This is a genomic window from Streptomyces mobaraensis NBRC 13819 = DSM 40847 (assembly GCF_017916255.1).
GTDB lineage: Bacteria > Actinomycetota > Actinomycetes > Streptomycetales > Streptomycetaceae > Streptomyces > Streptomyces mobaraensis.
The window spans coordinates 2180145-2203649 of record NZ_CP072827.1 but is presented as its reverse complement, the minus strand read 5'-3'; the positions used below and the strand labels follow the sequence as shown (position 1 = coordinate 2203649).

The following is a 23505-nucleotide window of genomic DNA, read 5'->3' as shown; positions in this document are numbered from 1 at the left end:
GGGGCGAGCTGCCGCTCAGCGGGTGAGCCGCCGGTCCCGGGCTGAGCCGCCGTTCCGCTGATGAGTCGCCACCCGGCGGGTGGCCGGTCGCTTCACTCCGCGGCGATACTCCGCGGCGATCTGACGTTCTCCCGGACGTTCTCCCGGTGATCCGTTCAGGAGTACGGCGTCGCCCCCCTATCGTCGCCGTCATGACAGGTACCGAGAAGCGAAGCCGTCACATCGGCGTCCACATCGACCGGCCCGTCGACGAGGTCTACGCCTACGCGTCCGACCCCGCCAACCTGCCCGCGTGGGCCCGTGGACTGGGCGGTTCCATCGAGAAGCGCGGGGAGCAGTGGGTCGCGGAGTCCTCGCCCATGGGCCGGGTCGTGGTCTCGTTCGCGCCCCTCAACGCGTTCGGGGTGCTCGACCACGACGTCACCCTCCCGTCGGGGGAGACCGTCCACAACCCGTTCCGCGTGATCGCCGACGGGGCGGGGACCGAGGCCGTGTTCACCCTCCGCCGGCAGCCGGGGACCACCGACGCCGAGTTCGAGCGGGACGCCGCGATGGTCGTCGCCGACCTGGTGCGGCTCAAGGAGCTGCTGGAGACGGCGGTGAGCGCCTGATCCCGTACGGGACCGGACGGGGCCGGGCCGGGCCTACGCCGCCTCCGTCACCTCCGGCTTGCGCGCCTGGCGTTCGCGCATGCGGACCGCGTGTTCGTCGGTGCGCTGGTCGTAGGAGAGGAGCTTCGGCAGCGCCATGGCCAGCAGGCCGACCGAGGCGACGCAGGCCAGGCCGCCCGCCCAGATGGAGGCGCGGACGTTGGTGAGCGCGGCCATGCCGCCGGCGCGGACCTGGCCGAGCTGCGGGCCCACCGAGTACGAGAGCAGCTCGATGCCCGCGAGCCGGCCGCGCAGTTCGTCGGGGATGGTCTGGTCCCACATGGCCGACCGGAACAGGCCGCTGACCGTGTCCGCCGCGCCGGCCAGCGCCAGCATCACCAGCACCAGCCAGATGTTGCCCATCCACCCCGCCAGCGCCATCGCCGCGCCCCAGGCGAGGGCCGCGCCGACGACCATCCGGCCGTGCCGGTGCACCCGGGAGACCCAGCCGCTGGTCAGGCTGACCAGCAGCGAACCGATCGCGCTCGCCGCGTACATCAGGCCGAGCGCCCAGCGGGCGTGGAGGTCGTCGGCGAGGAACGGGAAGACCGCGTTGGGGAAGGCGAAGAACATCGCGGCCATGTCGACGGCGTAGGTGCCGAGCAGTTCCTTGCGGCTCCAGGCGTAGCGGGCGCCCTCCAGGATGCCGCGCACGGACGGCTTGTCGGCGTCGCGCGCGGGCGGGGAGGCGGCCAGGCCGATGGTGAACAGGACCGAGATCGCGTAGGAGGCGACGTCCAGGGCGTAGGCCCACTGGAGGCCGCCGAAGGCGATTATCACGCCCGCGAGGGACGGCCCCGCGATGGCGCCGACCTGCCAGCGCATGGTGTTCAGCGCGATGGCGGCGGGCAGTTGCTCGTGCGCGACGATGCGCGGGACGATCGACTGCAGGGCCGGGCGCTGGAGCCCGGTGAGCGCGCTGACCAGGCCGGCGACCAGGTAGAGCGGCCAGACGAGCGGGTGCGGCAGCAGGGTGTTGAGCAGCAACAAGGCGCTCAGCACCCCCAGTCCGGCCTCGGTCCAGAGGATCAGCTTGCGGCGGTCGAGGGCGTCGGCGAGGGCGCCGCCCCAGAGGCCGAAGACGATCAGCGGGACGAGTTCCACCGCGCCGATCGCGCCGACGGCGAGCGTCGAACCGGTGAGCTCCTTGAGCTGCACCGGGAGCGCGACGAAGGTGAGGAAGCTGCCGAAGACGGTGACGAGCCCGGCCATCCACATCCGCCGGAAGTCGCGCGACGAGCGCCAGGGCGTCAGGTCGGGCAGCAGCGCCCGCAGCCGGCCCGGGGCGGGGGCCTGGGCAGGGGCCCCGGCGAGGAGGGGATCGGGCGGGGAGGGGGAGGGATCGTGCTCGGTCACGGGGGTCCATGGTCCGTGGCCTTAGTGGTACGAGCAAACGCTTTTCCCTGGCGCCGCGCGGGGCCCGAGCTCCAAAGGGAGCGGAGGGGGCGGAATGGGGGGAAAGGGTGGAGGTGGGTGAATTCCCGGAATGTCGCGAAGAGGCCCCGGTAGGGCGGGAGTTCGCGGTGAGCCGCGCGGCCCCTGGGGTGCGGGGGGTGGCCGCGCGCGTGGTGGGTGACGCGGCGGCGGTGCGTGACGGGTCTCACGCGGGAGGCCGGGCCGGGCGACGGCGCGGAGGCGCGGCCCGAGTGCCGGGAGGCGCCCTACGCGCCCGGAGGCGCCGCGCCGGCCGGGTCACCACGGCTCCCTGGGGTACGGCCCGGACGGCTTCCCGGGGTACGGCTCGGGGGGCGGTGCCGTGAGCCGGGCGGCCAGCCGGGAGAGCCGGTCGCGGAAGCGGCGTCCGGGCGGGACGTCCTCGCCCGCGGCGGCGCTGACCAGGTGCTGGACCATGTCCAGGTCCAAGCCGGTGGCGGCGGGGGCCGGCAGTACCTCGTGCGCGAGGGTCCGCAGCTCCTCGCCGCCGGCCGCTCCGCCGTCCAGCGCGAGGACCGTCGTCCCGCCGCGCCGTACGCCGTCCACCCGTTCCAGCAGCGCCTCCCCGGGCGGCGGCCCGGTCTGCGGCACCACCAGCAGCAGCGCCCCGCCGAGCCCGGCGCCGCCGTCCAGCCGCTCCAGGCCCGCCGCCAGGTGCGCGGGGGCGCCCGGCGGCACCCGGTGGCGGACGAGGGTGGGGTGCAGCTCGGGGCGGCCGGAGCGGGCCGCCTCCTCGTCCAGGTGCGCCGCGAGGTGCCAGGGCTCGTACTCCGCCGTCCCGACGAGCAGCAGGCCACCGCCGCGCGCCCGGGCCGACCGGCGCAGTGTCCCCGCGAAACGGCGCGTGTCCCGCAACCAGTCGGTCCCGTCGAGCACTTCGCGCAACAGCGCGACACGCACAGCGTTCATGACTCACCATCCTGCCGCGACGAACCGGGAGGAAAACGGGGAAGCCGCCCGGCTCACCCGTTCGTGACCCGGCCGCGTGCGTCGGCCGCGTTCCGCGGCGGTGCGCGCGGTGCGGCCGGTGGTGTGGAAGTGGCTTGAGCGCTGCCGAGTGCGGCGGACGGCGCTGCGGCGGTACCGCTGGCGGCGCTCCTCGCTGCCGCTCGTGCTGCTCCGGTGCCGCCTCCTCTGTGCCGCCGGTGCCGCTCCTCGGTGCCCTGCCCGCGCCGTTCCTCGCCGCCGTCCTCGCCGCTCCCCGCCGTCGCCCGCGGCCGTTGCCGGGTGCGGTGCTCGCGGCCCTGCCCGACGCGGCTCGCGGTGTTGCCGCCATGGCGCGCGGCGCCGCTCGGTACCGCTCGCCGCGGGCGTGACAGTATCGCTGTCATGACGACTTCCGCTGACACAACAAAGCCCGCAGCCAAGGACCCTTGGGACCTTCCGGACGTCTCCGGCCTGGTGGTCGGCGTCCTCGGCGGCACCGGTGACCAGGGCCGCGGCCTCGCCTACCGGCTGGCCAAGGCCGGCCAGCGGGTGATCATCGGTTCCCGCGCCGCCGAGCGCGCCGAGGCCGCCGCCGCCGAGCTGGGGCTCGGCGTCGAGGGCGCCGACAACGCCGAGTGCGCCCGGCGCAGCGACATCGTGATCGTCGCCGTGCCGTGGGAGGGCCACGGCAAGACCCTGGAGGCGCTGCGCGAGGAGCTCGCGGGGAAGCTCGTGATCGACTGTGTCAACCCGCTCGGCTTCGACAAGCAGGGCGCCTACGCGCTGAAGCCGGAGGAGGGCAGCGCCGCCCAGCAGGCCGCCGCCCTGCTGCCCGAGTCCCGGGTGACGGCCGCCTTCCACCACCTGTCCGCCGTGCTGCTGTCCGACCCGGAGATCGACGAGATCGACACCGACGTGATGGTGCTCGGTGAGAAGCGGGCCGACACCGACCTCGTCCAGGCGCTGGCCGCCCGCATTCCCGGGATGCGCGGCGTCTTCGCGGGACGGCTGCGCAACGCGCACCAGGTGGAGTCGCTGGTCGCCAACCTGATCTCCGTCAACCGGCGGTACAAGGCGCACGCGGGGCTGCGGGTCACGGACGTCTGACCGGCGGGCGCACCGCCGTTCCGCGCGGTCGGCCGGGGCGGGGCGCCCGTGGGCCGCTGACGGGCATGGGGGACAATGACCGGGATCGTACGCACTCGCGCCGGATCACCGTTCACGTTCCCCGTCCCCGGACAGGAGCCGTTCCCCATGCCCCGCCTCGCCCTCTACGCCCTCGCCGTCTGCGTCCTCGCGGTGGCCGCGGCCGTCGTCTCGTTCTCCCGGGGCAGCTGGCTCGGCGTCGTCTGGATCCTGCTGGCGGGCGTCGCCTCCAACATGGCGTGGTTCTACATCCGCAAGCGCAAGATGGACCGCGAGGCGGAGCGGGCGGCGGCCGTCACGGAGTGAGGCCGCCGTTCCCGGACGCCGGTCAGCCGACGCGGATCCACTGCCACTGGTCGGCCGGCGACGGGACGCTCTCGGGGGCGTCCCAGAACTGGAACAGCCGCCGTCCCCAGTACGCGTCCCACTCCTCGACGCCCAGCACCCGCAGCACCGCGTGGATCAGGTCGAAGAACGCGTCGTTGACCGCGGGGATCATCAGGAACCCGAACAGCGCCAGGAACCCGAACGGCGCGAACGGCTCCACCTGCCGCCGCACCCCCGGCGACAGCCACGGCTCCACGATCCCGTAGCCGTCCATGCCCGGGACGGGCAGCAGGTTGAGGAGCGCGGCCGAGACCTGGAGCAGCACCATGAAGCCCAGCGCGTAGCGGAACGTGTCCGGCACCCCGTCGAGCGCGCCCAGCCAGAACGGCGCCGCGCAGACGACCGCGAACAGGACGTTCGTCAGCGGCCCGGCCGCCGAGATCAGGCTGTGCTTCCAGCGGCCGTGGACGCGGTGCCGCTCGATGAAGACCGCGCCGCCGGGGAGCCCGATCCCGCCCATGATCACGAAGATCACGGGGAGGACGACGCTCAGCACGGCGTGCGTGTACTTGAGCGGGTTGAGCGTGAGGTACCCCTTCGCCCCGACCGTGATGTCGCCGCCGTGCAGGGCGGTGCGCGCGTGCGCGTACTCGTGGAGGCAGAGCGAGACGACCCAGCCCGAGACGACGAACAGGAACACGGCGAAGCCGGGGCTCGCCGCGTAGTCGGTCCACACCGCCCACATCGACACCGCCATCACGGCGACGAGGGCGAGGAAGACGGGGCTCACGCGCCGCTCGGCGTGCGTCGCGTCGGATGCCATGGTTCTGCGCTCCAGGGGTCTGCGGGGGTCGGCCGGTGACCCGGCGCGGGGGTGTACCGGCAGGACGGTACTTGGTCGCGACGGAAAGTCGTAACGCCGGTGGAGCCCGAGCGGGGACAATGACCCGGTGCGTTACGGCATCCTCGGCACCACCCAGGCCCATACCGACGACGGGCGGCCCGTCGCCGTCGGCGGCGCGCGGCTGCGCGCGCTGCTCGCGGCGCTCGCCCTGCACCCCGGGCGGGGGCACGCGTCCGGCACGCTCATCGACCTCGTCTGGGTCGACGAGCCGCCGGCGGACGCGCCCGGCGCGCTCCAGGCGCTCGTCGCGCGGCTGCGGCGGGCGCTCGGCGCCGGGGCGGTGGAGTCGGTGGCCGGCGGCTACCGGCTGAACGCCCGGCCCGACGACGTCGACCTGCACCGCTTCCAGCGCCTCGCCGACGAGGGCGAGCGGGCGCTCGCGGACGGCGACCCGGTGAAGGCGGCCGGGATGCTGGACGACGCGCTCGCCCTGTGGCGCGGGCCCGCCCTGTCCGACCTGCCCGGCCACGAGGCGCTCGCCGCCCGGCTGGACGCCCGGCACCTCGCCGCGCGGCGCGGCCGGCTCGCCGCGTCCGTCGCCCTCGGCGACCCGGACGCCGCCCTGCCCGAACTGGCCGAGCTCTGCGCCGACCACCCCCTGGACGAGCCGCTCCAGGCCCTGCGGCTGCGCGCCCTGCGCGCCGCGGGCCGCCCGGCGGAGGCGCTCGCCGCCTACGAGGACGTCCGGGCGGCCCTCGCCGACCGCCTCGGCACGGACCCGGGCCCGGAACTGCGCGCTCTGCACGCGGAGCTGCTGGGGGGCGGGGGTGCGGGGGGTTCCTGGGCGTCCGGGACGCCAGGGGCGTCCGGGGGCGCGGCTTCCGGGCGGCCCGGGCACCCCGCGCCGGGACGGACGACCGACACGGCCGGCTCCGCGGACGGCCCCGGGACCACGGCGGGGTGGCGCGGCCACCCCGGGGGCCCCGGACGGGAGGCGGCCGCCCGGGACGCGGGCGGGACGGCGGGACGGCACGGCCAGGCCGGTCGGGACGGTCAGGACGGTGAGGCTGGTCGGGCCGGTCAGGATGCTCCGGACGGTCGTGACGGCCGTGCCCGGGAGGGTGGGACGGACGGGCAGGGCCCGTGGGCCGGGGCAGCCGAGACGGCCGGTGCCGCGGAGACGGCCGGAGAGGCCGCGCCCGCCGGGGCAGGGCATCCGGCCGGCCGGACGACCGGTCCAGCCGGGCCTGCCGCGCACCCCGGGCCTGAGGGCCCTGCCAGGCACTCCGAGCCCGGCGCACCCGGCGCGTACCCCCCGCCGCGCCCCTACGCCGACGGCGGCCAAGGCCACGGCGTCCAGAGCCGTCCGGCCGGGGCGGAGGCGGAAGGTTCCGCCGCCACCCCCGCCCCGGCCGGACGCGCCCCGCGCGGCAATCTCCGTGCCCGGCTCACCTCCTTCGTCGGGCGGGAGGACGACGTCCTGGTGATCCGCCGGGACCTGGAGCGGCACCGGCTCGTCACGCTGCTCGGGCCGGGCGGGGCCGGGAAGACGCGGCTGTCGCAGGAGGCCGCCGAGGCCGTCGCGCGGGAGACGGGGGCCTGGCCGGACGGGGTGTGGCTCGCCGAGCTCGCGCCCGTCGACGACCCCGCGACCGTGCCGGAGGCGGTACTCACCTCCCTCGGCGGGCGCGAGACCGTGGTGCGCGGCACCGCCGAGGGGCTGCGGGCCGCCGCGGACGCCACCTCGGGCGACCCGCTGGTCCGGCTGGCCGAACTGTGCGGGCCGCGCCGGATGCTGCTCGTCCTCGACAACTGCGAGCACGTGATCGACGCCGCGGCCCGGCTCGCCGAGACGCTGCTGGCGCACTGCCCCGGCGTGACCGTCCTCGCCACCAGCCGCGAACCGCTCGCCGTGCCCGGCGAGTCCGTACGGCCGGTGGAGCCGCTGCCGGACCCGGTGGCGCTGCGGCTGCTCGCCGACCGGGGCGCCGCCGCGCGGCCCGGCTTCCGGATCGAGGACGATCCGGAAGCGTGCGCCGAGATCTGCCACCGGCTCGACGGTCTGCCGCTCGCCATCGAACTCGCCGCCGCCCGGCTGCGGATGCTCACCCCGCGCGGCCTCGCCGACCGCCTGGACGACCGCTTCCGGCTGCTCACCTCGGGCAGTCGCACGGTCCTGCCGCGCCAGCAGACCCTGCGCGCGGTCGTCGACTGGTCCTGGGACCTGCTGGACGCGCCCGAACGCGCCGTCCTGCGGCGGCTGTCGGTGTTCGCGGGCGGCTGCGACCTGGCGGCGGCGGAGGCGGTCTGCGCGAACGGCGAGGATGACGGGGGCGGTGACGAGGTCCCCGTGGAGGACGTCGCCGTGCTCGTCGGCTCGCTCGTCGACAAGTCGCTCGTCGTCGCCGCGCCCGCCGACGACGGGGAGATGCGGTACCGGCTGCTGGAGACCGTGGGGGAGTACGCGGCCGAGCGGTTGGACGAGGCCGGGGAACGGGCCGCCGTCGAGCGCCGGCACCTCGTCCACTACCGCGAGCTGGCCCGCACCACCGAGCCCCTGCTGCGCGGCCCGGAGCAGCGCGTCCTGCTCGACCGGCTGGAACGCGAGCACGACAACCTGCGCACCGCGCTGCGCCGGGCCGTCGCCGCGCGGGACGAGCAGGAGGCGCTGTGCCTGGTGCTGTCCCTCGGCTGGTTCTGGCAGCTGCGCGACCACCGCGTCGACGGGAGCACCTGGGCGCAGGCCGTGATGGGCCTGGGCCCCGACCCGTTCGACGACCCCGTGCAACCGGCCCCGCCGCTCTACGAGCGGTGCATCGACGCGCCGCCGCCGATGTCGCCCGAGCTGCTGATGGAGGCCCGGCGCGGGGTCCGGCTGGTCTGGCTGTCGAACCGGGAGCACGACCTCCGGGCGATGGAGGACACGGATACGCAGGCGTGGATGCGCCGCGTCGCCGCCGCCTACGATCCGGGGCAGCCGCAGAACTGCCGTGTCCCGGGCTTCGCCTGGTACTTCGTCCGGCTGTTCATCGGCGACGTGGAGAGCATCTACCGCAACCTGGACACCGGTGTCGAGATGTGCCGCGAGCTCGGCTACGAGTGGGAGCTGGCCTTCCACCTGCAGCAGCGGGCCAAGCTCCTCAACGAGATACCCGGCCGCGCCGACCTGGGGCTGCAGGACGCCGACGAGAGCCTGGAGCTGTTCCGCCGGATCGGGGACGCCTGGGGGGTGGCCGAGGCGCTGTCCGGCCGTGCCGAGAGCCACGAGCGCCGGGGCGCGTTCGCGGAGGCCGCGCGGGACTACCGCGAGGCGCTGGACAACGCCCGCGTCCTGGGGTCGAGCGCCCAGCTCCCCATGCTCAGATGCCGGCTGGCCGAAGTGCTCACCGAGTCCGGGGAGATCGACGGTGCGGAGGGCGAGCGGCTGCTGCGGGAGGCGCTGGAGGAGGCCGAGCCGCTGAACCCCGACGCCGCCTACTTCATCCGGATCTCGCTCGGCATCCGGATCGCCCGCAACGGCGGCCATGCCGAGGCGCGGGAGATCTTCGAGACGCTGCACGGGGAGCTGCGGGACCGTTCCATCCCGCTGTTCGCCACCATGCTCGAGAGCGTGCTCGGCTGGCTCGACGTCCTCCAGGGCAGGCCGGCCGACGCGCTGCCCAGGCTGCGGGCCGCGCTCACCGCGGCCGACGATCCGCTGACCGCCCTCGTCGCCGCGCACCTGCCCGTGCACATGCTGCTCAACGCCGCCTTCGCCCACTCCGCGCTGCCGGGCCCCGAGCACGTCGCGGCGGCGGCCCGGCTGCTGGGCGCGGTCGCCGCCCTGCGCCCGGCCGGGCTGTACGAGGCGTCCGTCGAACGGGAGCTGCGGGAGCGGACGACGGCCGTCGCCCGGACCGCCCTGGGCGAGGAGGCGTACGAACGGGCGTACGCCGAGGGCGGCCGCCTCACCATGGAGGAGGCCGCCGCGTTGGTGTGAGCCCGGAGGACGGGCTCCTGTCGGCGGACTTCCGTCGGTCGGACGGGCCCGTATCGGACGGGCCCGTGTCGGCCGGACCCGGCGGGCGGGGCCCCGTCCGGTGCGGATCCGCCCGATACGGGTCCGTCCGGTGCGGACCCGTCCGGAACGCGCCCGCCCGGTGCGGCCCGTCCGGCCGAGGACACCGTGCCACCGCCGTCAGGTCTTGTTGCGGAAGCGGCGGACCGCCAGCGGTGCGGTGACCGCCGTGATCCCCACCGACCAGGCCAGCGTCAGCCAGACCGAGTGGGCCACCGGGCCGCCGATGACCAGGTTGCGGGAGGCGTCGGCGAGGTTGGCCAGCGGGTTGTACTCGGTGAAGGCCCGCAGCCAGCCCGGCATGGTGGTGGGCTTGGCGAAGATCGAGCTGGCGAACTGGAGCGGCATCAGGACGAGCATGCCCATGCCCTGCACCGCCTGCGCGGTCTTCATCGTCAGACCGATCAGGATGAAGATCCACATCAGGGCGGAGCCGAACACCACGCTCAGCGCGACCGCGCCCAGCAGGTGGAACACCGAGGTCTTGACGTCCAGCCCGAGGGCGAAGCCGATGGCGAGCTGGACCGCCACGGCCACCAGCAGCCGGCCGATCTCCGTGACGATCTTGGCTATGAGCACCGAGGAACGGGCGATGGGCATGGTCCGGAAGCGGTCCATGACGCCCTTGCGGAAGTCCTCGTTGACGCCCGAGCCCACCGCCATCGCGATGTTGAGGCCGGTCATCGCCATCAGGCCGGGCACCAGGTAGTTGACGTACGCCTCCTGCTGCCCGGGGCCGAACATCGCGCCGCCGAAGACGTAGACGAACATCAGCGTGAAGATGATCGGCATCGCCAGGGCGTCGAACATCGACTCCGGGTCCTGCTTGATCTGCAGGGCGTTGCGGCGCACCAGGGCGCCGATGTGCCGGAGGTGGGAGCGGAGGGGGATCCGCCCCTCGCCGGCGGGCGCCGCCACGGGCGCGCCGATCGTCGCGGTGGTCATGCGGCGGCCTCCTGAAGGGCGTCGGTGTCGGCGCCGGTGCGCGGGGCGTCGTCGGTGAGGGACGTCTTCTGGCCGGTGATGGCCAGGAAGACCTCGTCCAGGCTGGGGAGATGGGTGTTGATGCCGGCGAGCGCGAAGCCGCGCGCGCTCAGCATGCCGATGACGGCGGTCAGTTGCTCGTCGCTCACGATCGGGACGTTGACCAGGCCCTCGGCCTCGTCCATGGTGGCGCCGGCGATGCCGTCGAGCCCGGCCTGGGCCACCGCGCCGACCATGCGCGGCAGTTCGGACCGGTCGGCCGGGCGGATCTGCAGCGTCCGGCCGCCGACCTTGGCCTTGAGCTCGTCCACCCGGCCGCCGGCGATGACCTTGCCGCGGTCGATGACGGTGAGCTCGCTCGCCAGCTGCTCGGCCTCCTCCATGTACTGGGTGGTGAGCAGCACCGTGGCGCCGTCCCGCACCAGGGACTGCACCTCGGCCCAGACCTCGTTGCGGGTGCGCGGGTCGAGGCCGGTGGTGGGTTCGTCGAGGTAGAGCACGGCGGGCCGGCCGATCATCGAGGCGGCCAGGTCCAGCCGGCGGCGCATGCCGCCCGAGTACTGCCCGGAGGGCCGCTTCGCCGCCTCGGTGAGGGAGAAGCGCTCCAGCAGCTCGTCCGCGCGGCGCCGGGCCTCCTTGCGGGACAGGTCCAGCAGCCGGCCGATCATGTACAGGTTGTCGATTCCGGAAAGCTTCTCGTCCACCGAGGCGTACTGGCCGGTCAGGCCGATCACCCGGCGGAGCTGCCGGGGCTGAGAGAGGACGTCGTAACCGGCGACGCGGGCCGTGCCGGAGTCGGGCTGTATCAGCGTGGACAGGACGCGTACCAGCGTCGTCTTGCCCGCGCCGTTGGGTCCGAGGACGCCGAGGACGGTGCCCTCGCGGACGTCCAGGTCGACCCCGTCCAGGGCCCTGGTCTCGCCGTAGTGCTTGACCAGCCCTCGGACCTCCACGGCGTTGCCGCGGTCTTCGGGGATGTCGTTTCGTGTCATGGGAAGAGGCTGACAGGCCCCACTGACAACGGGCCGACATCCGCCCGACAGGACGCCGGCACGGCCTGCCCGGCCGTGTCGGCGCCCCGCCGGCTCAGGTGCGCGGCCCGGTCAGTGGAAGGAGTGCTCCTCCGCCGGGTACGCCCCGCCGACCACGTCCTCCGCGAACTCCCGGGCCGCGCCGCCCAGGACCTCGCGCAGGTCCGCGTACCGCTTGACGAAGCGCGGCACCCGGCCGGACGTCATGCCCGCCATGTCCGTCCAGACCAGCACCTGGGCGTCGCACTCCGCGCCCGCCCCGATGCCGACCGTCGGGATGTGCAGGATGCGGGTGACCTCGGCCGCCAGCTCGGCCGGGACCAGCTCCAGGACGACGGCGAAGGCGCCCGCGTCCTGTACCGCCTTGGCGTCGCGGAGGAGCTGCTGGGCCGCCTCCTCGCCCCGGCCCTGCACCGGGTAGCCGCCGAAGGCGTTGACGGACTGCGGGGTGAGGCCGATGTGGGCCATGACCGGGATGCCGGCCTGGACCAGCAGCTCGATCTGGTGCGCCGAGCGCTCGCCGCCCTCCAGCTTGACCGCGCCGACGCCCGCCTCCTTCACCAGCCGGGTCGCGTTGCGCAGCGCCTGCACCGCGCCCTCCTGGTACGCGCCGAACGGCAGGTCGCCGACGATCAGGGCGCGCTTGGTGCCGCGCACCACGGCGGCGGAGAGCAGGGTGATCTCGTCCATGGTGACCGGCACCGTGGACTCGTAGCCGAGGTGGCAGTTGCCCATCGAGTCGCCCACCAGCAGCACGGGGATGCCCGCCTCGTCGAAGACGGAGGCGGTCATCGCGTCGTAGGCGGTCAGCATGGGCCACTTCTCGCCGCGCCCCTTCGCGGCGGCGATGTCACGGACAGTGATGCGCCGGGATCCCGTCCCGCCGTACAGCGCCTTGCCGGGCGCGGCGCCCGGCGTGCTGCTGTCGGCCGTTGTCGGTGATGTCACGGCATGCGTCATGGCGGTGGCTCCTGTGTGTCGTCTCGAAGCGCCCTTGCGGCGTCTCCGGATCCCCTCCATGCTGACACGCGGCGCGGGTGCGAGGAAGGCGCCGGGGGTGACACTCGGGGTAACAGAGGGCTCACGCCGGGGCCACGGCTTGCCCTGCGGGCAAAACCTCCGCAATACGAGACGGTGCCGTCTCGGAAAGCGGTCTACGGTGGGAGGTATGACATCCCCTGCCGGTGAAGCGCCGGTGCGCCAGGTATCCGAGGCCGTGCACAAACGGCGGTGGGCGATCCTCGCCGTCCTGCTGTTCAGCCTGCTCGTCGTCGTCCTCGACAACTCGATCCTCAACGTGGCGATGAAGACCATCGCCTCACCCGCGCCCACCGGCCTCGGGGCGACCCAGAGCCAGCTGGAGTGGGCGATCAACTCCTACACCCTGGTCTTCGCCGGCATCCTCTTCACCGCCGGCCTGCTGGGCGACCGGCTGGGGCGCAAGAAGGTGCTCCTCTTCGGCATGGTCGTCTTCGGTATCGGCTCGGTGCTGTCGGCCACCTCGGGCTCGCCCGGCGAACTCATCTCGTTCCGCGCGGTGATGGGCTTCGGCGGCGCCTTCGTGATGCCCGCGACCCTCGCCATCATCATGAACGTCTTCGAGCGCGACGAGCAGCCCAAGGCCGTCGGCATATGGGCCGGCGCCGTCGGACTCGCCATCGCCATCGGGCCGATCACCGGCGGCCTGCTCATGGACCACTTCTGGTGGGGCTCGGTCTTCCTGGTGAACGTGCCGATCGTGATCGTCGCCGTCATCGCGATGGTGGTGCTCGTCCCCGACTCCAAGGACCCCTCGCCCGGCCGCCTCGACCCGCTCGGCGTGCTGCTGTCCGTCGTCGGCCTGGTCCTGCTGGTCTACGGCATCATCAAGGGCGGCCAGCTCGCCGACTTCACCGACCCCGAGGTCTTCGGCACGGCCGGCGGCGGACTGCTCGTCCTCGTCCTCTTCGTCCTGCACGAGCGGCGCAGCGCCCATCCCGCCCTGGACATGCGGTACTTCCGCAAGCCGCAGTTCTCGGCGGCGGTGGCCTCGATCGGCCTGGTCTTCTTCGGGCTGATGGGCGTCACCTTCTTCACCGTCTTCTACACCCAGAGCGTGCGCGGCTACAGCCCGCTGCAGAGCGGTCTGCTGCTGCTCCCGCTGGCCGCCGCGCAGATGTTCTTCGCGCCGCGCGCCCGGCTCGTCGTCGCCCGGTTCGGCGCCCGGGCCGTCTGCTGCGCCGGGATGGTGCTGGTCGCCTGCACGATGTCCGGCTTCGTGCTGCTGGACGCCGACACCCCGATCTGGATGCTGGAGGTGCTGTTCTTCCTCCAGGGCACCGCGATGGCGCACGTCATGCCGCCCGCCACCGTCTCGATCATGCAGTCGCTGCCGCGCGAGAAGGCCGGTTCGGGATCGGCCGTGAACAACACCTTCCGGCAGGTCGGCGGCGCCCTCGGCGTGGCCGTCCTGGGCTCGGTGCTCTCCACCACCTACCGCGACGGCATCTCCGCGCACCTGGACGGCGTCCCCGGCCTGTCCGCGGCCACCCGGCACGCGGCAGGCGAGTCGATAGAGGCCACCCTGGGCCTGGCCGGCCGGCTGGGACCGGCCGGACGGGACCTCGTCGGCCCCGCTCAGGACGCGTTCCTGCACGCCATGCACATGACGGCGCTGGGCGCGGCCGGGGTCGCGGCGCTGGGCGCGCTGGTCGCCGGCGTCTTCCTGCCGGGCAAGAACGCGGCCCCGCCCACCCCGGGCCCCGGCCGTCCCGCCGAGCGACAACAGGCGGAGGCCCGCAGGTGAGCGGCCCGGCGCGGGACGCCGGCGCCCCGCTGCCCGTACAGCAGCGCGGGCGGCCGCGCAGCGCCGCCGTGGACACCGCCGTGATCGAGACCGTGCTGCGGCTCCTGGAGGGCGGCGTCACCGTCGGCGAGCTGTCCATGGAACGGATCGCCCGCGAGGCCGGCGTCGGCAAGGCGACGGTCTACCGGCGCTGGGCCGGCAAGGAGGCGCTGATGCTCGACGTGCTGCGCTCCCTGGAGGAGGACGCGCCCGAGCTCCCCGGCGTCTCCGTCCGCGACGATCTGATCGCGCTGCTGGAGTTCCTGCGCCGGCGCGGCCTGGCCAAGCGCTCGTCCGCGGTGATGCGGACCGTCGTCGGCCAGGTGCAGGCGCAGCCGCGGGTGTGGCGGGAGTACCACGAGACGGTCGTCGCGGCCCGGCGGGAGTCGTTCCGGGCGGTGCTGCGGCGGGGCGCGGCGGCCGGGGAGATCCGCCCGGACGTGGACGTGGACCTGCTCATCGACCTCTTCGTCAGCCCGATGCTGGTGCGGGCGGTGCTGCACGAGTGGAAGGAACTGCCGGCGGGGCTGGCGGAGGGGATCGTGGACACGGTGCTGGACGGCGTACGGCCTTGAGGGTTTGCCGGAGCCCGAATGTGCCCGTTGTGTCACAGGACGCCCCCATGGACCCGTCCCCAGGAACCCGCCCGGCCCGACGGGCCGTCCTCCTCCGCGAAGCCCCCCTTCCGGCGGGGCCGGGACAGCCCTCCCGCGGTGATCACGACGGACCGTCGATCACCTATCGTCGGGTGACGGGACACAGCGAGACCGAGTGAGGACATGCGGATGCCGCAGGCGCACATGCAGGAGACGGGCCGTGAGGGAGTCGGCCTGGAGCGGGCCGGCTCCGGGGTCCGGCGCCGCGTGGGCGACTGGCTGGGCGAGTGGCGCGGCCCGGGGATCTGGCGGCGCGGACTGGTGATCGCGGTCCTGGCGCTGGTGCTGGGCCTGCTGATGCTGCTGCACTCCAGCGTCCCCAACCGCGTCGGCAACCTCGGCAGCCTCACCGAAACCTTCCTGCCGTGGCTGGGGCTGCTCGTCCCGGTCCTGCTGGTCCTCGCGCTGCTGCGGCGCTCGGCGAGCGCGCTGATCGCCGTCCTGCTGCCGGCCGTCGCCTGGATCAACCTCTTCGGCGGCCTCCTCACCGACAAGTCCGCGTCCGGCGGCGACTTCACCGTCGTCAGCCACAACGTGAACGCCGAGAACCCCGACCCGGCCGGCACCGCGCGGTCCCTCATCGCCTCCGGCGCGGACGTGATCGCCCTGGAGGAACTGAGCGACGCCTCCCGCTACGAGCGGGCCCTCGCGGGCTCGTACCGCTACCACTCGGTACAGGGAACGGTCGGCCTCTGGAGCAAGTACCCCCTGAGCGACGCGCGTCCCGTCGACATCCGCATGGGCTGGACGCGTGCGCTGCGCGCCACGGTCGAGACGCCGCGGGGTCCCGTCGCGGTGTACGTCGCCCACCTGCCGTCCGTGCGCGTCAAGTTCAACGCCGGTTTCACGGCCGGACAGCGCGACAACAGCGCCGCGGCGCTGGGGCACGCCATCGCCGCCGAACCGCTGAAGAAGACGATCCTGCTCGGCGACCTCAACGGGACGATGAACGACCGGTCGTTGGCCCCCGTCACGTCGCAACTGCGGTCGGCGCAGGGGGCCGCGGGGGACGGGTTCGGGTTCAGCTGGCCGGCGAGCTTCCCGATGGCGCGGATCGACCAGATCATGGTGCGGGGAGTCGACCCTCGGTCGGCTTGGACGCTGCCCGAGACGGGGAGCGATCATTTGCCGGTGGCGGCGCGGGTGAAGCTCTGAGGTACGCCTGCGGCGGGGTGGTGCCCCGGACCCGCCCTTTCTCCCCCAGCTACCGCTGGGAGGTGCCCCCAGTTTCCTGGGGGCTGCGCCCCCAGACCCCCCTTTCGCGGCTTCGCCGCTCGTCCTCAAGTTCCCCCAGAGGGGGTACCCCCAACGGGCTGAAAGCGCCTCCCTTGAGGGCGGACACGAGGTCCGCGAAGGCGGTTGCGGGGAACGGGCGAATCGGTGAGCGGCGGCAGAGTATCGGAGTGCTGTGAAAAGGCGCAGGCGGGTGGACTGGGAACTGGTGCCTTTGGAAGGCGTCGGGCCGTTGAGTTTCGGCACGCCCCTCGCGGAGGTCACCGCGGGGCTGCCGGGCATGGCCGAGTTGCGACGGTTCCGGGCTGACCCGTCGTTTCCCGGGATCCTGGGCGTGGAGTTCGGCACGGAGCCGGAGAAGCCCGCCGTCTCCGCCTACTTCACGGACGGCCGGCTGTTCTGCGTCGCGGCCGACGCGGTCCACGGGCCGCGAATATTGCTCTGGGGGCGAGAGTTGACCTCGTGCATTCCGGACGATCTGGAGCGGTTCCTCTTGCACGCTCACCGGTGTGGGGTGACCGAGGTGTCCTACGGCCCGCGAGGAAACCCCGGGGCCGACGCACTCGGTCTGGTCCTGCGGGTGCAGGAGACCGCCGGCGGCCCGGCCACCCGTCCGGTCATGGTGGGCCGGGCCTGGGCCGACCGGTGCACCGACGACTGGGAAGGCGCGATCCCGGAGTGCGAGTGGGCGGGCCGCCAGTGGACCCGTCCGGGCCGCTCGGAGCGCCGGCCTCCGCGATCCTGACCGATCGGGACCCACGCGGTCATGGCGCTAGGAGCCGAGTGCGCCGTCCTTGAGAGCGGACACGAGGTCCGCGAAGGCGGTGGTGGGGAGGTGCAGTATGGGGCCGGTGGGGCGCTTGCTGTCCCGGACGGGGATGGTGCCGGACGGGGCGTGTGCGGGGGCCCATTCGACGCAACTTCCGCCGCCGTTGCCGCTGTAGCTGGATTTGATCCACACCGAGCGCAGATCAGGGGTGGGGCTCATTGAAGATCCTCCATGACGGACGTGATGAATCGCGCCGAGTCGCCAGGCGACAGCGCGCATGCGCTGAGCAGATCGTACGATCGACGGTGTCGATCCGCCGATACCTGATCTTCGAGCATCGTCCCTGTGGTGATGGCTTCTTCGAACGCCACTTCCTCCCCGTCCTCAAGAGTAAGGAGTGTCAGAGCTCCGCCCATGAGCGCGTATCCGCCCGCGCTGAAGGGGAGCACCTGCAGAGTGGTCGTCGGCGTACATGTCAGTGCGATCAGCCTTTCCAGCTGCTCCCGCATGACCTCGGGGCCGCCGAAGCCCCGCCGGATCACGGCCTCGTCAAGGATCCAGCCCAAATCCGCGTCCGGCTTGCCGCGCAGTATGGCTTGCCGGTGCATACGTGCGGTCACCAGCTCCTCGACCCGTTCCGGAGTCGCCCGCAGGTCGTGGGCCTTGAACTGCTCGCGGGCGTACTGCTCCGTCTGAAGAAGACCGGGGACGATTTGCACGGCCACCTCGCGGATGCGCCGGGCGCGCGCCTCCAGCGCCATTCGCCGCTTGAACGGCTCCGGATGCAGTTCCTTCACCGCCAGCACGTACAGCTCTTGGAAGATCCCATCCGTACCAAAAGCCGCATCAAGCAAGGCCGGTAGTTCCGGTGGGGGCATGACCTCGGCGTTTTCCACCCGGCTCAAGTTGCTTCGACTGCTGTTGACGATGATCGCCAGTTTTTCGAGTGACAGTCCTGCTTGGTCCCGGCATCGCCGCAACCGCGCTCCGAAAAGATGCCTGGCCGACCTGTCGGGCGTCAGCTCCTTGGACCTTGCGGGCACTGCACCAACTCCACACCTTTTGAGGGGATTCGTTCTCCCGGCTTCATGTCGGGACATCAGCGGGTAGCGCGCACTCTAGCCGTACCGCCACCGTGGATCCCCCAAGGTGATGCCCGGCCAACTGGCCGCGAACACACGGAGGTTCGAACGTATGACGCACATGTCCTTCTGGGTGGGGGCGCGGCCCGCGCTCGTGCCCAATCCGTGCGTGCCGTGTGTCGCGTGCGCGCGGATCGGCGACGCGCGGTACGCCGCCGAGCGCGCGGGTGACTGGAAGCGCGTGGAGCTGCTGCGTCGGGAGGGACTGCGGCACGGGGAAGAGGTGCATCGTGGTTGACGACTGGATCCCCCAACCGCTGGAACTCATCCTCGACGTCGAACTCGACCGGTTCGGGATCGTCGTCGGCTGGGACCAGGACACCCGGCGGATCACCCTCCGTCCCCTCGCCGGCGGGCGGACCTGGCGGCCGGTGCGGTACCGGCGGGCCACCGCCACCGACAAGCTGCGCGCCCGCGTCAGCGAGCTGAACCGGGAGGGGCGCCCGTGGTGACGGCGTGCGAGGCGTGCCAGTGGTGGGACACCGTGATCGGGAGGGCCGAGGCACGGGTGAGCGCCGCCCCGGACCGGTGGGAGCGCGCCACCGCCGAGCGGCAGCGGGAGCAGTACGCCGGCAACAAGGCGGAGCACGTTCGCCGGAATCATGGAGGGGCAGAGGTGTCATTCAGACCGTCCGGCGTTTGAGGACGAGCGGCGAAGCCGCGACAAAGGGGGTCTGGGGGCTTGCCCCCAGGAATCGGCGAAGGGGCGGGTCCGGGGCACCAGCCCGCCGCAGGCGCACACTGGAAGCATGTGCCGCAGCATCAAGACCCTCCGCCCCCCGATCACCCCCGACCCCGGCGAGGACGACATCCGCGCCGCCGCCCTCCAGTACGTCCGCAAGGTCTCCGGCTTCCGGGCGCCGGCGGCGCACAACAAGGCCGTCTTCGACGAGGCCGTCGACGCCGTGGCGGAGGCGACGGCCCGCCTGCTGGACGGCCTCGAAGTGCGGGGCGTCAGGTCCGCTCGCGCCAGCGGTTCGTGATCGGGAGGCGGCGGTCCTTGCCGAAGCCCTTCGGGGAGATCTTCGTGCCCGGCGGGTACTGGCGCCGCTTGTACTCCGCGGTGTCGACCAGGCGCAGGACCCGCGCCACCAGCTCCTCGTCGAAGCCCTCGGCGACGATCCGCGCGTACCCCCGGTCCCGGTCGACGTACAGCTCCAGGATGCGGTCGAGGACGGGGTAGTCGGGGAGGGAGTCGGTGTCGACCTGGCCGGGGCGGAGTTCGGCGCTGGGCGGCTTGGTGATGGAGTTCTCGGGGATGGGCGGGGTCTCGCCGCGCTCCTCGGCGTGGCGGTTGCGCCACTTCGCGAGGCGGAAGATGCCCGTCTTGTAGACGTCCTTGATCGGGCCGTACGCGCCGACCGAGTCGCCGTAGAGGGTCGAATAGCCGCACGCCAGCTCGGACTTGTTGCCGGGCGCGAGCACGATGTGACCTTCCTGGTTGGAGATGGCCATCAGCATCGTGCCGCGCAGCCGCGACTGGAGGTTCTCCTCGGCGAGGCCGGTCAGCCCGAGGGCACCCATGTAGGCGTCGAACATCGGGGCGATCGGCACCGTACGGAAGTTGAGACCGGTGCGCCGGGCCAGCTCCTCGGCGTCGGCGATCGAGTGCGCGGAGGAGTAGCGGGACGGCATGGCGACGCCGTACACGTTCGCGGCCCCGACCGCGTCGCAGGCGATGGCCGCGACGAGGGCGGAGTCGATGCCGCCGGAGAGGCCGATGAGGACGCTGCGGAAGCCGTTCTTGACGACGTACGCGCGGAGGCCGGTCACCAGGGCCTGGTAGACCTCGGCGTCGTCGTCCAGGTGCTCGGCGACCGTGCCCGGCACCACCGGTTCCGCGGGCGGGGCCGGGTCGGCGGAGAGCGTGACGTGGTCGATCCGCAGGCCGTCGTCCACGGTGCCGGAGGGCGCGGCGGCCGGGGCCGCCGGCAGGTCGAGGTCCAGGACCAGGCACGTCTCCTCGAACTGCGGCCCCCGCGCGATCACGCGGCCGTCCCGGTCGACGACGATGGAGTCGCCGTCGAAGACGAGGTCGTCCTGCCCGCCGGTCATGGCGAGGTACGCGGTGGTGCAGCCGGCCTCCTGGGCGCGCTTGCGGACCAGTTCCAGCCGGGTGTCGTCCTTCTCCCGCTCGTACGGCGAGGCGTTGACCGAGACCAGCAGTCCGGCCCCGGCGGCGCGGGCGGCGGGCACCCGGCCGCCCTCCTGCCAGAGGTCCTCGCAGATGGCCAGCGCCACGTCCACGCCGCGCACCCGGATGACGGGCAGCGTGTCGCCCGGCACGAAGTACCGGAACTCGTCGAACACCCCGTAGTTGGGCAGGTGGTGCTTGGCGAACGTGAGCACCGCCCGGCCGCCGTACAGCACCGCCGCCGCGTTGAGCGGCGCGCCCGCCGGGCGGCCCAGCCGGGGGCGGGCCTCCTCGCAGCGGTCCAGGTAGCCGACGAGGACGGGCAACTCGCCGAGGCCCTCGTCGGCGAGCCGGGCGGCGAGGGCGCGCAGCTCCTCCCGGCTCGCGTCCACGAAGGACGAGCGGAGGGCCAGGTCCTCGACGGGGTAGCCGGTCAGCGCCATCTCGGGGAAGACCGCGAGGTGGGCGCCCTGTTCGGCGGAGTGGCGGGCCCAGCGGAGGACCGACTCCGCGTTCCCGGCGAGATCGCCGACGGTGGAGTCGATCTGGTTCAGTGCGAGACGGAGTCGAGCCACGCCGTCAGTCTAATCGTCTTCCTGACGCAATGGCGGGGTGAAAGGGGCCACCCGGGGGCGGCCCCTTGGGGGCTACTTGCGGTAACCCAGCAGCGTCATCATCCCCGACTCCGCGTGGTACACGTTGTGGCAGTGGAGCATCCACAGCCCGGGGTTGTCCGCGTCGAAGTCCGCCTCCAGCCGCTGCCCCGGCAGCACGACCGCCGTGTCCTTGCGCGGCCCGCCGCCCGGCAGCGCGAACGTGTGGCCGTGCAGGTGCATCGGGTGCCACATCGCGCTGCGGTTGACGAACGCCAGCCGCACCCGCTCGCCCGCCGCCACCGGGTAGCGCTCCGATGGCGTGTACCGCCGCCCGTTCAGCGCCCAGTCGTAGCGCTCCATCGAACCCGTCAGCTCGAAGGTGAGCGTGCGGTCCGGACGGCGGTCCTTCAGGCGTACGGGCTCGGCCGCCTTCAGCCGGCCCGCCGTGAGCGGTGTGCGGTCCAGCTCGGCCGGGCGGACGTCCGCGGCCGGCGCCGCGCCGCCGCCGGTGCGCAGCAGCGCCAGGGCGGTCCGCTTCTTGCCCTCCGCGAGCGCGGTGAGCGGGAAGACGCCGTCGCCGGCCGTCACCAGCACGTCGTACCGCTCACCCATGCCCAGCAGCAGCGACTCCGTCTCCACGCGCTCGACCGGGAAACCGTCCGTGTGGGTGACGGTCATGCGGTGGCCGCCGAGCGCGACGCGGAACGCGGTGTCGCCGCCCGCGTTGACGATCCGGATCCGGATCCGGTCGCCCGGCTTCGCCGTGAAGGTCTGCGGGGCGTCCGGCGTCCGGCCGTTGACCAGGTAGTACGGGTACGCGACGTCGCCCGCGTCGCCGCCGAGGACGGGGCTGGTGGCGCCCATGAGCATGCGGGACGGCCCGTCGCCCTGGCTGTCGGCGGCGGGCTCGACGGCGGCCATGTGGTGCATGCCGCCCATTCCGCCGCTTCCGTCGTGGCTGCCGCCGCCGCTTCCGTCGTGGTTCATGCCGCCGTGGCCCCCGCTCATGCCCTTGGCGAGCTCCGCGAGGACGGCGTCCGGGGTGCTGCCGTCGACCCCGTCCACCCAGTCGTCGAGCACGACGACCCACTCCTTGTCGTACGCCAGCGGCTCCTTGGGATCCTCGACGATCAGTGGCGCGTACAGGCCGCGGTCCTGCTGCGTGCCGGAGTGCGGGTGGAACCAGTACGTACCCGGGCGGTCCACCGCGAAGCGGTACGTGAACGACCCGCCCGGGCGGACGGGCCGCTGGGTGACGCCCGGGACGCCGTCCATGTCGTTGCGCAGGGCGAGTCCGTGCCAGTGCAGGGACGTCGCCTCGGGGAGGTGGTTGGCGAGGGTGAGCGCGAGCGTGTCGCCCGCGGTGAGACGGACCTCCCGGCCCGGCAGGGCGTCGCCGTACGCCCAGCTGGTGACCTCACGGCCGCCGAGGTCGAGCGTGGTCCGGGCGGCGGTCAGCCGCACCTCCCGGACCGAGCCGCCGGCGCGGTGCCGCCGCGCCTCGGCGGCGGCCACCTCCTTGCCGTCCGGGGCGACGTAGGCGACGGGCTTCGTGGACTGCGCGCCCGAGCCTGAGCCCGAGCACGCGGTGAGCAGTCCGCCGGCGGCGGAGGCGAGGCCGGCGCCGAGGACGGCGCGGCGCGTGGTGGTGCGCATGGTGAGGGAACCCCTGTAGGTGTCGTCGGTGATGTCTGCGGACGCATGCGCGCGCTGGTGCGTGTACGGGTGTGCATGGACGTGTGTGCACAGCCGCGTACGCGCACGAGCGCGGGCGCGCTCCTATACGCGCAGCACCGACAACCGGGCGAGGGCCTTCCGGCGGGGCGGCGGCGGGATGGGCCGCAGGGTGACGACCGCCAGAGCCCGCGCCACGGCGCCGCCGACAGCCACCGGACGGCGGAGGACGGCCAGTGCCAGCAACAGGACGACCGCCCAGCCGGCGCCGACGAGGACGGCGAGGCAGACGGAGGAGGGGTCGAGGGAGGGGGAGCGGTGGGGCGAGGGGGCGGGAGGGGCCGGCGGCCCGGCTGCCGGCTCGACGGCTGGTCCGGCCGTCGGGTCGGTTGCCGGGTCGGCCGTCGGGTCGACCGTCGGGTCGACCGTCGGGTCGGCCGTCGGGTCGGTTGCCGGTCCGGCCGTCGGTCCGGTTGCCGGGTCGGCCGTCGTGGGTGCGGACCGGTCGCCGTACGCCGTCCGGTGAAGCGGCGGGCCGGAGCCGGCCGTGCCGAGGGCGGTCGTGCTGAGATCCGTCGCGCTGAGGCCGGCCGTGCCGAGGGCGGTCGGGTGGGGATCCGTCGTGCCGGGAGCCGACCGGTCGCCCATGGCCGGGGCGCCGTGCCCGTGCGTGTGCGTGTGCGTGAAGGCCGCCGCACGAGGGCCGGGCCCGGTCTCGCCGGTCACGCCGGTCTCGCGTGCGACCGCCGCGGGCGCTCCGCCGCCATGGCGCGCCTGGAGGGCCGCCACGGGATCGTGCTCCGCCTGCCCGTGCCCCGCTCGCCCGTGCCCGACCGGCCCGTACTCGACGGGCCCGTGCCCGACCGGCCCGTGCCCCGTCGGGTGTCCCAGGGTGTGCATGGTGACGATGCCGAGCAGCAGCGCCGCGAGGAGCAGCAGTCGGCCGGGCCAGGCGCCGCCGGAGCCCACTTGCCCGCGCATCGCGCCCTCCCCGAGCCGGAACGATCCCCCGTACGCCCCGCACCCTACCCCCGCGGGGTATGCGCACCGACAGGCGGCCCGCACGCACGTCCCATC

Annotated in this window: 22 protein-coding genes; 11 read left to right on the top strand and 11 right to left on the bottom strand. The window is 73.7% G+C overall.

What is annotated here, in order from left to right; genetic code table 11:
- The first annotated feature begins 191 nt into the window (after positions 1-191).
- A complete protein-coding gene (locus tag J7W19_RS09060; protein WP_004938743.1) occupies positions 192-611 on the top strand; it encodes an SRPBCC family protein in 420 nt (139 codons plus the stop codon).
- 33 nt (positions 612-644) lie between these two features.
- On the opposite strand, the gene J7W19_RS09055 is transcribed toward J7W19_RS09060, so the two are convergent.
- Positions 645-2006, bottom strand: a complete 1362-nt coding sequence (locus J7W19_RS09055) for an MFS transporter (RefSeq protein WP_004938740.1) — start codon at positions 2004-2006, stop codon at positions 645-647.
- A 336-nt stretch (positions 2007-2342) separates the two neighbouring features.
- Positions 2343-2993, bottom strand: a complete 651-nt coding sequence (locus J7W19_RS09050; RefSeq protein WP_004938737.1) for a hypothetical protein — start codon at positions 2991-2993, stop codon at positions 2343-2345.
- Between the two features lie 420 nt (positions 2994-3413).
- On the opposite strand from J7W19_RS09050, the gene npdG reads away from it, so the two are divergent.
- The gene (gene npdG / locus J7W19_RS09045) at positions 3414-4118 is read left to right on the top strand and encodes an NADPH-dependent F420 reductase (RefSeq protein WP_040887527.1); all 705 of its coding nucleotides are present in this window, start codon (positions 3414-3416) and stop codon (positions 4116-4118) included.
- A gap of 147 nt (positions 4119-4265) precedes the next feature.
- A complete protein-coding gene (locus J7W19_RS09040; protein WP_040887525.1) occupies positions 4266-4463 on the top strand; it encodes a hypothetical protein in 198 nt (65 codons plus the stop codon).
- 22 nt (positions 4464-4485) lie between these two features.
- On the opposite strand, the gene J7W19_RS09035 is transcribed toward J7W19_RS09040, so the two are convergent.
- Positions 4486-5307 (bottom strand): site-2 protease family protein, encoded by an 822-nt coding sequence (locus tag J7W19_RS09035; RefSeq protein WP_004938725.1) that lies wholly within the window; start codon positions 5305-5307, stop codon positions 4486-4488.
- Positions 5308-5434: 127 nt separating this feature from the next.
- On the opposite strand from J7W19_RS09035, the gene J7W19_RS09030 reads away from it, so the two are divergent.
- The gene (locus tag J7W19_RS09030) at positions 5435-9307 is read left to right on the top strand and encodes an AfsR/SARP family transcriptional regulator (protein ID WP_004938720.1); all 3873 of its coding nucleotides are present in this window, start codon (positions 5435-5437) and stop codon (positions 9305-9307) included.
- A 198-nt stretch (positions 9308-9505) separates the two neighbouring features.
- Here the strand turns inward: J7W19_RS09030 and J7W19_RS09025 are convergent, their stop codons facing one another.
- The 3 genes from J7W19_RS09025 to panB all read right to left on the bottom strand — a co-directional run bounded on the left by J7W19_RS09025 (position 9506) and on the right by panB (position 12360).
- Complete coding sequence (locus J7W19_RS09025) at positions 9506-10330, bottom strand: ABC transporter permease (RefSeq protein WP_004938716.1); 825 nt, start codon at positions 10328-10330, stop codon at positions 9506-9508.
- Positions 10327-11361 carry an ATP-binding cassette domain-containing protein gene (locus tag J7W19_RS09020; RefSeq protein WP_004938713.1) on the bottom strand — a complete coding sequence of 345 codons (1035 nt, stop codon included), beginning with the start codon at positions 11359-11361 and terminating at the stop codon, positions 10327-10329. The genes J7W19_RS09025 and J7W19_RS09020 overlap by 4 nt, the downstream gene beginning before the upstream one ends.
- A gap of 111 nt (positions 11362-11472) precedes the next feature.
- Positions 11473-12360, bottom strand: a complete 888-nt coding sequence (gene panB, locus J7W19_RS09015) for a 3-methyl-2-oxobutanoate hydroxymethyltransferase (protein WP_004938712.1) — start codon at positions 12358-12360, stop codon at positions 11473-11475.
- 208 nt (positions 12361-12568) lie between these two features.
- Here panB and J7W19_RS09010 point away from each other — a divergent pair, with 208 nt between their 5' ends.
- The 4 genes from J7W19_RS09010 (at position 12569) to J7W19_RS08995 (ending at position 16858) form a co-directional block, all read left to right on the top strand.
- Positions 12569-14185, top strand: a complete 1617-nt coding sequence (locus J7W19_RS09010) for an MFS transporter (RefSeq protein ID WP_040887523.1) — start codon at positions 12569-12571, stop codon at positions 14183-14185.
- A complete protein-coding gene (locus J7W19_RS09005; RefSeq protein WP_004938705.1) occupies positions 14182-14799 on the top strand; it encodes a TetR/AcrR family transcriptional regulator C-terminal ligand-binding domain-containing protein in 618 nt (205 codons plus the stop codon). Before J7W19_RS09010 ends, J7W19_RS09005 begins: the two co-directional genes overlap by 4 nt.
- 210 nt (positions 14800-15009) lie before the next feature.
- Positions 15010-16035, top strand: coding sequence for an endonuclease/exonuclease/phosphatase family protein (locus J7W19_RS09000; protein WP_004938701.1), 1026 nt, complete (start codon positions 15010-15012; stop codon positions 16033-16035).
- 271 nt (positions 16036-16306) lie between these two features.
- A complete protein-coding gene (locus J7W19_RS08995) occupies positions 16307-16858 on the top strand; it encodes a hypothetical protein (RefSeq protein ID WP_004938698.1) in 552 nt (183 codons plus the stop codon).
- A gap of 27 nt (positions 16859-16885) precedes the next feature.
- On the opposite strand, the gene J7W19_RS08990 is transcribed toward J7W19_RS08995, so the two are convergent.
- Positions 16886-17101, bottom strand: coding sequence for a DUF397 domain-containing protein (locus tag J7W19_RS08990; protein ID WP_004938685.1), 216 nt, complete (start codon positions 17099-17101; stop codon positions 16886-16888).
- Positions 17098-17925: a helix-turn-helix domain-containing protein gene (locus tag J7W19_RS08985; RefSeq protein ID WP_040887521.1), complete on the bottom strand. Its 828-nt coding sequence runs from the start codon at positions 17923-17925 to the stop codon at positions 17098-17100. Before J7W19_RS08985 ends, J7W19_RS08990 begins: the two co-directional genes overlap by 4 nt.
- 151 nt (positions 17926-18076) lie before the next feature.
- Here J7W19_RS08985 and J7W19_RS08980 point away from each other — a divergent pair, with 151 nt between their 5' ends.
- The 3 genes from J7W19_RS08980 to J7W19_RS08970 all read left to right on the top strand — a co-directional run bounded on the left by J7W19_RS08980 (position 18077) and on the right by J7W19_RS08970 (position 19007).
- Positions 18077-18262 carry a hypothetical protein gene (locus J7W19_RS08980; RefSeq protein ID WP_004938674.1) on the top strand — a complete coding sequence of 62 codons (186 nt, stop codon included), beginning with the start codon at positions 18077-18079 and terminating at the stop codon, positions 18260-18262.
- Positions 18255-18476: a hypothetical protein gene (locus tag J7W19_RS08975; protein WP_004938672.1), complete on the top strand. Its 222-nt coding sequence runs from the start codon at positions 18255-18257 to the stop codon at positions 18474-18476. The genes J7W19_RS08980 and J7W19_RS08975 overlap by 8 nt, the downstream gene beginning before the upstream one ends.
- A 297-nt stretch (positions 18477-18773) precedes the next feature.
- Positions 18774-19007 (top strand): DUF2277 domain-containing protein, encoded by a 234-nt coding sequence (locus J7W19_RS08970; protein WP_004938659.1) that lies wholly within the window; start codon positions 18774-18776, stop codon positions 19005-19007.
- Here J7W19_RS08970 and J7W19_RS08965 read toward each other — a convergent pair.
- From J7W19_RS08965 to J7W19_RS08955, 3 genes are all read right to left on the bottom strand, one after another.
- On the bottom strand, positions 18979-20733 hold the full coding sequence (locus J7W19_RS08965; protein WP_004938657.1) for an NAD+ synthase: 1755 nt from the start codon (positions 20731-20733) through the stop codon (positions 18979-18981). The two genes, J7W19_RS08970 and J7W19_RS08965, sit on opposite strands and share 29 nt — an antisense overlap.
- 72 nt (positions 20734-20805) lie before the next feature.
- Entirely contained in the window at positions 20806-22410 is a 1605-nt protein-coding gene (locus J7W19_RS08960; RefSeq protein ID WP_004938656.1) for a multicopper oxidase family protein, read from the bottom strand.
- Positions 22411-22533: 123 nt separating this feature from the next.
- Positions 22534-23409, bottom strand: coding sequence for a hypothetical protein (locus J7W19_RS08955; protein WP_078587613.1), 876 nt, complete (start codon positions 23407-23409; stop codon positions 22534-22536).
- Between the last annotated feature and the right edge of the window lie 96 nt (positions 23410-23505).

Bases quoted from the DNA above. Each gene is read 5' to 3' on its own strand.
- J7W19_RS08960 (WP_004938656.1), bottom strand. From the start codon at position 22,410: ATGCGCACCACCACGCGCCGCGCCGTCCTCGGCGCCGGCCTCGCCTCC.
- J7W19_RS08980 (WP_004938674.1), top strand. From the start codon at position 18,077: ATGACGCACATGTCCTTCTGGGTGGGGGCGCGGCCCGCGCTCGTGCCC.
- J7W19_RS08990 (WP_004938685.1), bottom strand. From the start codon at position 17,101: ATGAGCCCCACCCCTGATCTGCGCTCGGTGTGGATCAAATCCAGCTAC.
- J7W19_RS09060 (WP_004938743.1), top strand. From the start codon at position 192: ATGACAGGTACCGAGAAGCGAAGCCGTCACATCGGCGTCCACATCGAC.
- J7W19_RS08955 (WP_078587613.1), bottom strand. From the start codon at position 23,409: ATGCGCGGGCAAGTGGGCTCCGGCGGCGCCTGGCCCGGCCGACTGCTG.
- J7W19_RS08970 (WP_004938659.1), top strand. From the start codon at position 18,774: ATGTGCCGCAGCATCAAGACCCTCCGCCCCCCGATCACCCCCGACCCC.
- J7W19_RS09000 (WP_004938701.1), top strand. From the start codon at position 15,010: ATGCCGCAGGCGCACATGCAGGAGACGGGCCGTGAGGGAGTCGGCCTG.
- J7W19_RS09020 (WP_004938713.1), bottom strand. From the start codon at position 11,361: ATGACACGAAACGACATCCCCGAAGACCGCGGCAACGCCGTGGAGGTC.
- J7W19_RS09010 (WP_040887523.1), top strand. From the start codon at position 12,569: ATGACATCCCCTGCCGGTGAAGCGCCGGTGCGCCAGGTATCCGAGGCC.
- J7W19_RS09035 (WP_004938725.1), bottom strand. From the start codon at position 5,307: ATGGCATCCGACGCGACGCACGCCGAGCGGCGCGTGAGCCCCGTCTTC.
- npdG (WP_040887527.1), top strand. From the start codon at position 3,414: ATGACGACTTCCGCTGACACAACAAAGCCCGCAGCCAAGGACCCTTGG.
- J7W19_RS09050 (WP_004938737.1), bottom strand. From the start codon at position 2,993: ATGAACGCTGTGCGTGTCGCGCTGTTGCGCGAAGTGCTCGACGGGACC.
- J7W19_RS09040 (WP_040887525.1), top strand. From the start codon at position 4,266: ATGCCCCGCCTCGCCCTCTACGCCCTCGCCGTCTGCGTCCTCGCGGTG.
- panB (WP_004938712.1), bottom strand. From the start codon at position 12,360: ATGACGCATGCCGTGACATCACCGACAACGGCCGACAGCAGCACGCCG.
- J7W19_RS09025 (WP_004938716.1), bottom strand. From the start codon at position 10,330: ATGACCACCGCGACGATCGGCGCGCCCGTGGCGGCGCCCGCCGGCGAG.